This window comes from Streptomyces spororaveus, from assembly GCF_016755875.1.
Lineage (GTDB): Bacteria > Actinomycetota > Actinomycetes > Streptomycetales > Streptomycetaceae > Streptomyces > Streptomyces spororaveus.
The window spans coordinates 2,756,114-2,768,050 of sequence record NZ_BNED01000005.1 but is presented as its reverse complement, the minus strand read 5'-3'; the positions used below and the strand labels follow the sequence as shown (position 1 = coordinate 2,768,050).

Annotated in this window: 10 protein-coding genes; 9 read left to right on the top strand and 1 reads right to left on the bottom strand. The window is 72.4% G+C overall.

Translation table 11 applies throughout. The annotated features are described in order from the left end of the window. Nucleotides 1–14: 14 nt before the first annotated feature. From Sspor_RS14525 to ftsH, 3 genes are all read left to right on the top strand, one after another. On the top strand, nucleotides 15–2,441 hold the full coding sequence (locus tag Sspor_RS14525; protein WP_202199525.1) for a [protein-PII] uridylyltransferase: 2,427 nt from the start codon (nucleotides 15–17) through the stop codon (nucleotides 2,439–2,441). Nucleotides 2,442–2,579: 138 nt separating this feature from the next. After that, nucleotides 2,580–4,151 (top strand): signal recognition particle protein, encoded by a 1,572-nt coding sequence (gene ffh / locus Sspor_RS14520; protein ID WP_202199524.1) that lies wholly within the window; start codon nucleotides 2,580–2,582, stop codon nucleotides 4,149–4,151. 93 nt (nucleotides 4,152–4,244) lie between these two features. Further along, nucleotides 4,245–6,218, top strand: a complete 1,974-nt coding sequence (ftsH, locus tag Sspor_RS14515) for an ATP-dependent zinc metalloprotease FtsH (protein WP_202199523.1) — start codon at nucleotides 4,245–4,247, stop codon at nucleotides 6,216–6,218. Nucleotides 6,219–6,228: 10 nt separating this feature from the next. Here the strand turns inward: ftsH and Sspor_RS14510 are convergent, their stop codons facing one another. Then, a complete protein-coding gene (locus Sspor_RS14510) occupies nucleotides 6,229–6,963 on the bottom strand; it encodes a methyltransferase type 11 (RefSeq protein WP_237403867.1) in 735 nt (244 codons plus the stop codon). 131 nt (nucleotides 6,964–7,094) lie between these two features. Here Sspor_RS14510 and proS point away from each other — a divergent pair, with 131 nt between their 5' ends. The 6 genes from proS (at nucleotide 7,095) to trmD (ending at nucleotide 11,837) form a co-directional block, all read left to right on the top strand. Next, nucleotides 7,095–8,507 (top strand): proline--tRNA ligase, encoded by a 1,413-nt coding sequence (proS, locus tag Sspor_RS14505; protein WP_202199521.1) that lies wholly within the window; start codon nucleotides 7,095–7,097, stop codon nucleotides 8,505–8,507. 226 nt (nucleotides 8,508–8,733) lie between these two features. Beyond that, nucleotides 8,734–9,330: a hypothetical protein gene (locus Sspor_RS14500; protein ID WP_202199520.1), complete on the top strand. Its 597-nt coding sequence runs from the start codon at nucleotides 8,734–8,736 to the stop codon at nucleotides 9,328–9,330. Nucleotides 9,331–9,638: 308 nt separating this feature from the next. Beyond that, nucleotides 9,639–10,079 (top strand): 30S ribosomal protein S16, encoded by a 441-nt coding sequence (rpsP, locus tag Sspor_RS14495; protein ID WP_030011890.1) that lies wholly within the window; start codon nucleotides 9,639–9,641, stop codon nucleotides 10,077–10,079. Nucleotides 10,080–10,081: 2 nt separating this feature from the next. Further along, nucleotides 10,082–10,321 carry an RNA-binding protein gene (locus Sspor_RS14490; RefSeq protein WP_030011889.1) on the top strand — a complete coding sequence of 80 codons (240 nt, stop codon included), beginning with the start codon at nucleotides 10,082–10,084 and terminating at the stop codon, nucleotides 10,319–10,321. Nucleotides 10,322–10,446: 125 nt separating this feature from the next. Next, on the top strand, nucleotides 10,447–11,016 hold the full coding sequence (rimM, locus tag Sspor_RS14485) for a ribosome maturation factor RimM (protein WP_202199519.1): 570 nt from the start codon (nucleotides 10,447–10,449) through the stop codon (nucleotides 11,014–11,016). Next, nucleotides 11,016–11,837, top strand: coding sequence for a tRNA (guanosine(37)-N1)-methyltransferase TrmD (gene trmD / locus Sspor_RS14480; RefSeq protein ID WP_202199518.1), 822 nt, complete (start codon nucleotides 11,016–11,018; stop codon nucleotides 11,835–11,837). Before rimM ends, trmD begins: the two co-directional genes overlap by 1 nt. Nucleotides 11,838–11,937: the final 100 nt, after the last annotated feature.

The window sequence follows — 11,937 nt, the reverse complement described above, 5'->3', positions numbered from 1 at the left end:
ATGGGAGCCCCCGGGTGACGAGCGTCGAGACGAACACGGACCACACGGCCGACTCGGGACCCGGCGGGTACGCCGAGGCCCGGCTGCGACTCCTCCAGGAGGAGTCGCGGTCCGGGCCTTCGCGCCGTTCGGCCCTGGCCGGGCTGACCGACGGATGGCTGAACGCCCTGTTCACGGCCGCCGTACGGGAGACGGGCGTCCGCGGCGCCACCCTCGTGGCCGTCGGCGGCTACGGGCGCGCCGAACTCTCCCCGCGCAGCGACCTCGACCTGGTGCTGCTGCACGACGGCAAGGCCGAGCCCCGGGCGCTGAGCGCGCTGGCCGACCGCCTCTGGTACCCGGTGTGGGACCTCGGCCTCGCCCTTGACCACTCGGTGCGGACCCCCGGCGAGGCGCGCAGGACCGCCGCCGAGGACCTCAAGGTCCACCTCGGCCTGCTGGACGCCCGCACCGTCGCCGGTGACGCCGGACTCCTCGCCGGCCTGCGGACCTCCGTACTGGCCGACTGGCGCAACCAGGCGGCCAGGAGGCTGCCGGAACTGCACTCCCTGTGCCGCGAGCGGGCCGAACGGGCCGGGGAACTGCGCTTCCTGCTCGAACCCGACCTCAAGGAGGCCCGCGGCGGCCTGCGCGACGCCACCGCGCTGCGGGCGGTCGCCGCCTCCTGGCTGGCCGACGCCCCGCGCGAGGGACTCGCCGAGGCCCGGCGGCGCCTCCTGGACACCCGGGACGCCCTGCACCTGGTCACCGGCCGGGCCACCGACCGGCTCTCCCTCCAGGAACAGGACCAGGTCGCGGCCCGGCTCGGACTCCTCGACGCGGACGCGCTGCTGCGCGAGGTGTACGAGGCGGCGCGCGTCGTCGCGTACGCCGGCGACGTGACCTGGCGGGAGGTCGGGCGCGTCCTGCGGGCCCGCGCCGCCCGGCCCAGGCTCCGCGGACTGCTGGGCGGCCGCGGTGAACGGGCGGCCGCGCGGGCACCCCTGGCCGAAGGTGTGGTGGAGTCCGACGGCGAGGCCGTACTGGCCCTGGCCGCACGCCCCGACCGCGATCCCGTACTCGCCCTGCGGTTCGCCGCGGCCGCCGCGCAGGCGGGACTGCCCGTCTCCCTGCACGCCGTACGCAGACTCGCCGCGCAGGGCAAACCGCTCCCGGTGCCCTGGCCGGCCGAGGCCCGGGAGCAGCTGGTGACCCTGCTGGGGGCGGGGGAGCCGACGGTGGCCGTGTGGGAGGCCCTGGAGGCCGAGGGCCTGATCACCCGGCTGCTCCCGGACTGGGAGCGGGTGCGCTGCCGCCCCCAGCGCAATCCCGTCCACACCTGGACGGTGGACCGGCACCTGATCGAGACGGCCGTGCGCGCTTCCGCCCTGACCCGCCGGGTCGGCCGCCCCGACCTGCTGCTGATGGCCGCGCTCCTGCACGACATCGGCAAGGGCTGGCCGGGCGACCACTCGGTGGCCGGCGAGACCATCGCCCGGGACGTCGCCGCCCGCGTCGGCTTCGGCCCGCACGACGTCGCCGTGCTCGGCGCGCTCGTACGGCACCACCTGCTGCTGATCGACACCGCCACCCGGCGCGACCTGGACGACCCGGCCACGGTCCGCGCGGTCGCCGACGCCGTGGGCTCGGTGGGCACGCTGGAGATACTGCACGCCCTGACCGAGGCGGACGCCCTGGCCACCGGGCCGGCGGCGTGGAGCGCATGGCGGGGATCGCTCGTGGCGGACCTCGTCGCGCGGGTCGCCGCCGTACTGCGCGGCACGGCGCCCGCGGCCGGCGAACCGGAGATCCCGACCGCCGAACAGGAACGCCTGGCGGTGGAGGCCCTGCGCACCGGGGAGCCGGTCCTGGCGCTCCAGGCCCGCCAGGAGGACGACGCGGTCGGCGTGGACCTCGTCGTCGCCGTCCCCGACCAGCCGGGGGTCCTCCCTGCGGTGGCCGGGGTCCTGGCCCTGCACCGGCTCACCGTACGGGCGGCCGACCTGCGCTCCATGGAGCTCCCCGACCGGCTGGGCGAGGTCCTGGTGCTGCGCTGGCGGGTGGCGGCGGAGTACGGCGCGCTGCCGGAGGCCGCCCGGCTCCGTACCGACCTGGTCCGCGCCCTGGACGGTTCGCTGGACGTCCCGGCGAAGCTGGCCGACCGCGAGGCGGCCTACCCGCGCCGGCGCGGGGTGGTCCCGCCGCCGCCCCGGGTCACGGTGGTCCCGGACGTGTCCTCCCTGGCCACCGTCCTGGAGGTGCGCGCGCCCGACGCCGTGGGCCTGCTGCACCGGATCGGCCGGGCGCTGGAGTCCCAGGGCGTCCGGGTCCGCAGTGCCCACGTCTCCACGCTGGGCGCGAACGCGGTGGACACGCTGTACGTGACCACCCCCGAGGGCAAGCCCCTGGACCCCCCGGAGGCGGCATCCCTGGCCGGCCTGGTGGCAGCTGCCCTGTCGTAGCGCGGGGGACGGCTGCGCGGAGCGGTCCCCCGCCCGCCCTTCCCCCGGGGAAAGCCGACCGCAGGGCCGGACGGGCGGCCGGGGCGGATACCCTGGGGGACGACCACAACGCCCCCGACCCGAGGAATCGCGACCACCGTGTTCGATACGCTCTCCGACCGCTTGGCGAATACCTTCAAGGGCCTGCGCGGCAAAGGCCGGCTGTCCGAGGCTGACATCGACGCTGCGGCCCGGGAAATCCGTATCGCGCTCCTTGAGGCCGACGTCGCCCTCCCGGTCGTCCGTTCCTTCATCGCGAACGTCAAGGAACGCGCGCGCGGTGAAGAGGTCAGCAAGGCCCTGAACCCGGGCCAGCAGGTCCTGAAGATCGTCAACGACGAGCTCGTCACCATCCTCGGCGGCGAGACCCGGCGGCTGCGCTTCGCCAAGACCGCGCCCACCGTGATCATGCTGGCCGGTCTTCAGGGTGCCGGTAAGACCACCCTCGCCGGAAAGCTCGGCCTCTGGCTCAAGGGGCAGGGCCACACCCCGCTCCTCGTCGCCTGCGACCTCCAGCGCCCCAACGCCGTCAACCAGCTCTCCGTCGTCGCCGACCGCGCGGGCGTGGCCTTCTACGGCCCCCAGCCGGGCAACGGCATCGGTGACCCGGTCCAGGTCGCCAAGGACTCCGTCGAGTACGCGCGGACCAAGCAGCACGACATCGTCATCGTCGACACCGCCGGCCGCCTCGGCATCGACCAGGAGCTGATGCAGCAGGCCGCGGACATCCGCGACGCCGTCAGCCCCGACGAGATCCTCTTCGTCGTCGACGCCATGATCGGCCAGGACGCGGTCAACACCGCCGAGGCCTTCCGCGACGGCGTCGGCTTCGACGGCGTCGTGCTCTCCAAGCTCGACGGTGACGCACGGGGCGGTGCCGCGCTCTCCATCGCGCACGTCACGGGCAAGCAGATCATGTTCGCCTCGAACGGCGAGAAGCTCGACGAGTTCGACGCGTTCCACCCCGACCGCATGGCGGGCCGGATCCTCGACATGGGTGACATGCTCACCCTCATCGAGCAGGCCGAGAAGACCTTCTCGCAGGCCGAGGCCGAGAAGATGGCGGCCAAGCTCGCCAAGGGCCCCAAGGAGTTCACGCTCGACGACTTCCTGGCCCAGATGGAGCAGGTCCGCAAGATGGGCTCCATCTCCAAGCTGCTCGGCATGCTGCCCGGCATGGGGCAGATCAAGGACCAGATCAACAACATCGACGAGCGCGACGTCGACCGCATGGCCGCGATCATCAAGTCGATGACCCCGGCCGAGCGCCACGACCCGACGATCATCAACGGCTCGCGCCGTGCCCGTATCGCCAAGGGTTCGGGTGCCGAGGTCAGCGCGGTCAAGTCGCTGGTGGAGCGGTTCTTCGACGCCCGCAAGATGATGTCCCGCATGGCCCAGGGCGGCGGCATGCCGGGCATGCCCGGCATCCCCGGGATGGGCGGCGGCCCCGGCCGGCAGAAGAAGCAGGTCAAGCAGGCCAAGGGCAAGCGCAAGAGCGGCAACCCGATGAAGCGCAAGGAAGAGGAGGCCGCAGCCGCGGCCCGCCGCGAACAGGGCCCGCAGGCGGTCGAGCCCGCGACCGGCGGCAACCCCTTCGGCCTTCCGGCGGGTGGCCAGAACGGTGGGGACTTCGATCTTCCGGACGAGTTCAAGAAGTTCATGAAGTAGCACCCGCGCAGGTGGGTGAGGAGGGCCCCGGCCGTGTTCGCACGGTCGGGGCCCTGCTGCTTCCTGCTGGGGCGACCGTCCGATTCATCCCTTATGGTCGGCCGGGAGGATGGCAGAAGGAGGCGCCCCGTGCCCAGCCCCACCCCCGTACCTCCCCGCGACAGGGCCGACACGCCCTGGCGCTCGGAAGGCGCACCGCCCGCCCCCGCGCCCCGGCGCAGGATGCCCGGCGGCTGGCGGGGGCTGATCCTCACCGCGCTGATCGTCTACCTGCTGGCCAACCTGGTGCTGTCCTTCTTCAATGAGGGGGACGAACCGACGATCTCGTACACCGAGTTCAGCAAGCAGGTCGCCGCCGGCAACGTCTCGAAGATCTACTCCAAGGGCGACGCCATCCAGGGCGAGCTCAAGGCGAAGCAGCCACTGCCCGACGGCGACAAGGGCGACTACACCACGTTCGTCACCCAGCGCCCGGCCTTCGCCGACGACGCGCTGTGGGCCGAGCTCACCCAGCAGAACGTGATCGTCACGGCCTCCCCGGTCGTCGTACAGCGCAGCTTCCTCGCCAACCTGCTGCTCTCCCTCGCCCCGATGCTGCTGCTGGTCCTCCTGTGGGTGGTCATCGCCCGCCGGATGGGATCCGGGGCGGGCGGCATGGGCGCGCTCGGCCGCAAGGCCCCGCCCAGACCGGTCGAACTGGAGACGGGCTCCCGGCGCACCACCTTCGAGGACGTGGCCGGGATCGACGAGGTCGAGGGGGAGCTCAACGACGTCGTCGACTTCCTGAAGAACCCGCAGGAGTACCGGCGGATGGGCGCCCGGATGCCCGGGGGAGTCCTGCTCTCCGGGCCGCCCGGCACCGGCAAGACCCTGCTGGCGCGGGCGGTCGCGGGCGAGGCTGGGGTGCCCTTCTTCTCCGCCTCCGCCTCCGAGTTCATCGAGATGATCGTCGGAGTCGGTGCCTCCCGGGTGCGCGAGCTGTTCGCCGAGGCGCGCAAGGTGGCCCCCGCCATCGTCTTCATCGACGAGATCGACACCATCGGGAGGGCCCGCGATGGCGGCGGCGCCATGGGCGGCCACGACGAACGCGAACAGACCCTCAACCAGATCCTCACCGAGATGGACGGCTTCTCCGGCTCGGAGGGCGTGATCGTCCTCGCCGCCACCAACCGCGCCGACGTGCTGGACCCGGCGCTCACCCGCCCCGGCCGCTTCGACCGCATGGTGGTCGTCTCCCCGCCGGACCGGGTCGGCCGCGAGGCCATCCTGCGCATCCACACCCGGGACATCCCGCTCGCCGAGGGAGTCGACCTGGCGCACGTGGCCCGCACCACCCCCGGGATGACCGGAGCGGACCTGGCCAACCTGGCGAACGAGGCCGCGCTGCTGGCCGTCAAACGCCGGCAGACGCAGGTGACCCGGGCGGACCTGTCGGACGCCCTGGAGAAGGTCCAGCTGGGCGCCGAGCGGCCGCTGGTCATGCCCGAGGAGGAGCGCCGCCGCACCGCCTACCACGAGAGCGGCCACGCCCTGCTGGGCATGCTCCAGCCGGGGGCCGACCCGGTCCGCAAGATCACGATCGTGCCCCGGGGCCGCGCCCTGGGCGTCACCCTCTCGACCCCGGACGCGGACCGGTACGCCTACACCGAGCCGTACCTGCGCGGCCGCATCATCGGCGCGCTCGGCGGCATGGCGGCCGAGCACGTCGTCTACGACGTCGTCACCACCGGCGCCGAGAACGACCTGGAGCAGGTGACCGGCATCGTCCGCGGCATGGTCGGGCGCTGGGGCATGAGCGAGCGGATCGGCCGCCTCACCGCGATCCCCTCCGACGGACAGAGCCCCTACGGCCTCTCCGCCGCCCCCGCCACCCTCGACGCGGTCGACCACGAGATGCGGCGGATCGTCGACGAGTGCTACCTGGAGGCCTGCCGCCTGCTGCGCGAACACCGGACGCAGCTGGACGCCCTGGCGCGGGCCCTCCTCGCCGCCGAGACCCTGGACGAACCGGCCGCCTACGCGGCCGCGGGCATCACGCGCCTGACGAAGGGGCACGGCGCCGACTGAGGAGCGGGTCTCAGTCCACCCGGGCGATCACGTAGCGGAAGATGTTCGGCAACCACACGGCGCCGTCGGATCGCTCGAACGGGTGAAGCGCCTCGGCCAGCTCCTTCTCCGCCAGCACGGAATCGGCCTGCTCGAAGGGCGCGGCGCAAGCCGCTGCCGTGGAGCCGGTGCTCGCGCCGGGGTAGAGCCCGGTCGACAGCAGCCCGCGTACCGCGCTGTCCACGTCCGCGTACCCGAACGGGCAGAACACCCGCCCCGAACCGTCCGGCCGGAGCCCGGCCCGCTCCACCAGCGCGTCCAGGTCCCTCGGCGCGGGCCCGCCGCCGAGGACCGAGGGCACCGTGCAGCGCTCCGCGGGGCCCCAGTCGGCCAGCGCCACCGCCCCGCCGCGGCGGACCGCGGGCAGGGCCGCCGCCAGGGCCGCGGGGGCCGGGGAGAAGGCGAGCAGGGCGTCGTACGGGCGGGCCGGGGGCCGCTGCGGCCCCGGCGGTGCCGCCAGGACCTCCAGCAGCCGCTCACGGGCCAGCGCCCGCCGGGCCGGATCCGCCTCCACGCCCGTGGCCACGGCTCCCCTGCCGGCCGCCAGCAGCAGGGCCAGGCCGGCCCCGCAGTCCAGGCCGAGCAGGCGGTCGCCCGGCCCGACCTCCAGCCGGTCGTAGACCGCCTCGTACAGCGGTACGAGCATCCGTTCCTGGATCTCCGCCCAGTCCCGGGCGGCGAGTGTCGCCGTCGGCGTCGGTGTCATCGAAAGAGCGCTCCTGATTCCGTCTCGCCCCCATGCCCCCGTTGCCAGAGAACTCCCCATTCGCCCCCGCGTCCAGAGGAGCGCGGCACCCGATTCACGCATCGTGTGCCGGGCGCCGTACGATTCGCGGCATGGCAAAGGCACCCGTTCTCACCCCGCAGGCGGAGGATTTCCCCCGCTGGTACCAGGATCTGATCAACAAGGCCGAGCTGGCCGACAACGGTCCGGTCCGAGGCACCATGGTCATCCGACCGTACGGCTACGGCCTGTGGGAGCGGATGCAGCAGGAGATGGACGCGCGCATCAAGGACGCGGGCGCCCAGAACGCGTACTTCCCGCTGTTCATCCCGCAGTCGTACCTGACGAAGGAAGCCGAGCACGTCGAGGGCTTCGCCCCCGAGCTCGCGGTCGTCACGCACGGCGGCGGCAAGGAGCTGGAAGAGCCGGTCGTCGTCCGGCCCACCTCCGAGACGATCATCAACGACTACTTCTCCAAGTGGGTCCAGAGCTACCGCGACCTGCCCCTGCTGATCAACCAGTGGGCCAACGTGGTCCGCTGGGAGATGCGCCCGCGCGTGTTCCTCCGTACGAGCGAGTTCCTCTGGCAGGAGGGCCACACCGCCCACGCCACCTACGAGGACGCCCGCGACTACGCCGCCCGCATCCACACGGACGTCTACGGCGACTTCATGACGAACGTGCTCGGCATCGACGTCGTGCTCGGCCGCAAGACCGCCAAGGAGCGCTTCGCCGGCGCCATCAACACCCTCACCCTCGAGGGCATGATGGGCGACGGCAAGGCGCTGCAGCTGGGCACGAGCCACGAGCTCGGCACCAACTTCGCCAAGGCCTTCAACACGCAGTACCTGTCGAAGGAAGGCAAGCAGGAGCTCGTCTGGCAGACCTCGTGGGGCGTCTCGACCCGCATGGTCGGCGGCCTGATCATGTCCCACGGCGACGACAACGGCCTGCGCGTCCCGCCGCGCCTCGCCCACGTCCAGGTCGTCGTCATGGCGATCAAGGGCGACGAGGCCGTCACCAAGGTCCGCGAGCTCGGTGCGCAGCTGAAGGCCGCCGGCATCCGCGTGCACGTCGACGACCGCGTCGACACCCCCTTCGGCCGTCGCGCCGTGGACTGGGAGCTCAAGGGCGTACCGGTCCGCATCGAGATCGGCCCCCGCGACCTGGAGGCCGGCACCGCGATGCTGGCCCGCCGGATCCCGGGCGGGAAGACCCCCGTGCAGATCGACGCGCTCGCCGACCTGCTGCCCAAGGTGCTGGACGAGGACCAGGCGCAGCTGCTGCGTGAGTCCCGCGAACGCCGGGTGGCCCGTACGACCGACGTCGCGACCATCGGGGAGGCCGCCGAGGCCGCCGTCGCCGGTGGCTGGGCGCGGATCCCGTGGGCGGACCTCGGTCCGGAGGGCGAGGCGAAGCTGGCCGAGCAGGCCGTCTCCGTGCGCTGCCTGATCGCCGAGGACGGGTCCGTGCCGGAGGCGGACGACGCCCCCGGTACGCTCGCGATCGTCGCGCGTTCGTACTGATCGGACCGACCGGTTCCTGTGCCCCGGCGTGCGGCTCGTGCCGCGCGCCGGGGCCGGTTCGTATCGGCCGGCCGGGACGAGTTGGTCGACGTTACGTACCGACTCCTCCTGAGATCGGCGCACCCGTCCTCGTCAGGACGCATGAGAGTGAACTGACTGGTACGTGCAAAAAATTTGGAATGGCCCGGAATCGGAACACCCGGGCACCTCGGCTCGTTGTCACGACGTGAGCACGACACCACCTGTTCTCGCCGCAGAGCTGGCGCAGGCGTGGGCCGATATTCAGCGGTACCACCCCGAGCTGCCTGACCTTGCCGCGCCCGAGTCCCTGATCGGAGAGTCCTCGTCCGCCTGCGGCGCCGAGCTCTCCTTCGAGCGACTGCTGCACGAGGCAGTCCACGGCATCGCCGCCGCCCGCGGTGTCCGCGACACCTCGCGCGCAGGCCGCTACCACAACCGCAGATTCCTCGCGATCGCCGAGGAGATGGGGCTTGACCACTCCGAGGAGCCGCACGCGAGCAGTGGTTTCTCCCTGGTCACGCTCGATCCTGAGGCGAAGCGGCGCTACCGGCCCACCATCGAGCGGCTGCAGCGCGCGCTGAAGGCGCACACGGCCGCCACCGCGGCCGACACCAAGCGCAGCTTCCGGGGCCCGGCCGCACGGCACGGTTCCTCCGGCGGCGGCGTGCGGGTCAAGGCGGTCTGCGACTGCGGGCGCAACGTACGGGTGGTCCCCTCCGTGCTGGCCCAGGCGCCGATCGTGTGCGGTGGCTGCATGAAGCCCTTCCGCATCCCCGACGTGGCCATCGCCGCGGCCTCCTGACCGCCTTCCCCGCCGTCGCCCGGGCCACCGCCCCACGGCGAACCGGGCGCCGGGCCGTCGCCCCCACCCGGGGCGGCCGCCGACGGCGCACGCACGGGTCCCCCGTACCGCCGTACCGCCGGCGGGCGCCGGACCCGACCGCCCGGCTGAGCGCGCCGCAGGCGTATGGCACAATGGCTAGCTGTACTCGACAGTCGCATAGGACCCCTCTCTCCTCCGGCTGACGCGTCCATCGGGCACCCGAGTACCGCAACCCCACGTGGCATCTCATGTGCCCAACCACGTCAAGTTCAGGAGACACCACTCCAGTGGCAGTCAAGATCAAGCTCAAGCGCCTCGGCAAGATTCGCCAGCCGCACTACCGCATCGTCGTCGCCGACGCCCGCACCCGCCGGGACGGTCGCGCGATCGAAGAGATCGGTATCTACCACCCGACCTACAACCCGTCGCGCATCGAGGTCAACGCCGAGCGTGCGCAGTACTGGCTGTCCGTCGGCGCCCAGCCCACCGAGGCTGTGCTCGCCATCCTGAAGCTGACCGGTGACTGGCAGGCCCACAAGGGTCTCCCCGCCCCCGCGCCGCTCCTGCAGCCGGCCACGAAGGAGAGCAAGCGTCGCTCCTTCGACGAGTTCGCCAAGGCCCTTGAGGGCATCGGCGAGGGCAAGGGCGAGGCCATCACGCAGAAGGCGAAGAAGGCCGACAAGAAGGCGGACGAGGCTGAGGCCGCCGCCGAGTCGACCGAGGCCTGAGCATGCTCGAGGAGGCTCTTGAGCACCTCGTGAAGGGCATTGTGGACAACCCCGACGAAGTGCAGGTCGCCTCGCGCAACCTGCGCCGCGGGCAGGTGCTTGAGGTCCGGGTTCACCCCGACGACCTCGGCAAGGTGATCGGCCGCAACGGCCGCACCGCACGTGCTCTGCGTACCGTCGTGGGCGCCATCGGCGGCCGGGGCATCCGCGTCGACCTCGTCGACGTGGACCAGGTCCGCTGAGCAGTTGATTCACCGGCACGGGCCGGGGAGGGCGTTGGTCGCCCGCCCCGGCCCGTGTCGTTTCTGCCTCCGGGCAGGAGCGACCATTGATGTGAGCAACCACGCCGCAGTAAGGGAAGAGCACAGTGGAGTTGGTAGTCGCGCGGATCGGCCGCGCCCACGGCATCAAGGGTGAGGTCACCGTCGAGGTGCGCACCGACGAACCGGAGCTGCGACTGAGTCCGGGCGCCGTGCTCAAGACGGAGCCCGCGACGGCGGGACCGCTGACGATCGAGACGGGCCGCGTGCACAGCGGACGGCTGCTGCTGCGCTTCGCGGGCGTCAAGGACCGCACCGGGGCCGAGGCGCTGCGCAACATCCTCCTGATCGCCGAGGTGGACCCGGCGGAGCTCCCGGAGGAGCCCGACGAGTACTACGACCACCAGCTGATGGACCTGGACGTGGTGCTGGAGGACGGCACGGAGATCGGCCGGATCACCGAGATCTCCCACCTGCCCTCGCAGGACCTCTTCATCGTCGAGCGGCCGGACGGCTCCGAGGTGATGATCCCCTTCGTCGAGGAGATCGTCGCCGAGATCGACCTGGAGGAGCAGCGCTGCGTCATCACCCCGCCGCCGGGGCTGATCGACGAGCGGGACGCCGTCGTCGTCTCGACCCGGGACGAGGACGCCGCGGAATCCGGGGACGACGCCTGATGCGACTCGACGTCGTCACGATCTTCCCCGAGTACCTGGAGCCGCTGAACGTCTCCCTCGTCGGCAAGGCGCGCGCCCGCGGGCAGCTCGACGTACACGTGCACGACCTGCGGGAGTGGACCTACGACCGGCACAACACGGTGGACGACACCCCGTACGGCGGTGGTCCCGGCATGGTCATGAAGACCGAGCCGTGGGGCGAGGCCCTGGACTCCGCGCTGGCCGACGGCTACGAGGCGGGCGCCCGCGGTCCCGTCATGGTCGTTCCCACACCGAGCGGCCGGCCCTTCACCCAGGAACTGGCCGTCGAACTCTCCGAGCGGCCCTGGCTGATCTTCACGCCGGCCCGGTACGAGGGCATCGACCGCCGGGTCATGGACGAGTACGCCACGCGGATGCCGGTGTACGAGGTCTCCATCGGCGACTACGTCCTGGCGGGCGGCGAGGCGGCCGTACTGGTGGTCACCGAGGCCGTGGCCCGGCTGCTGCCCGGGGTGCTCGGCAACGCCGAGTCGCACCGCGACGACTCCTTCGCGCCGGGCGAGATGGCGAACCTGCTGGAGGGGCCCGTCTACACCAAGCCCCCGGTGTGGCGCGGCCGCGACATCCCCGAGGTGCTGCTCAGCGGGCACCACGGGAAGATCGCCCGCTGGCGCCGGGACGAGGCCTTCCGCCGGACCGCGCAGAACCGTCCCGACCTGATCGAGCGCTGCGAGGCCGCCGGCTTCGACAAGAAGGACCGGGAGATCCTCTCCGTCCTGGGCTGGCAGCCGTCCGCCGACGGCCGATTTTGGCGCAGGGCGCAGACCGTGGAAGAATAGGCGGCTGCTGTGTGCTCGCGGGCGCCCCTGCCACAGGGGGACCGTCGTCCGCCGGGCCCCGCAGCTCCCGAATTCTCTACGGAAACCCGCACTGGCGACC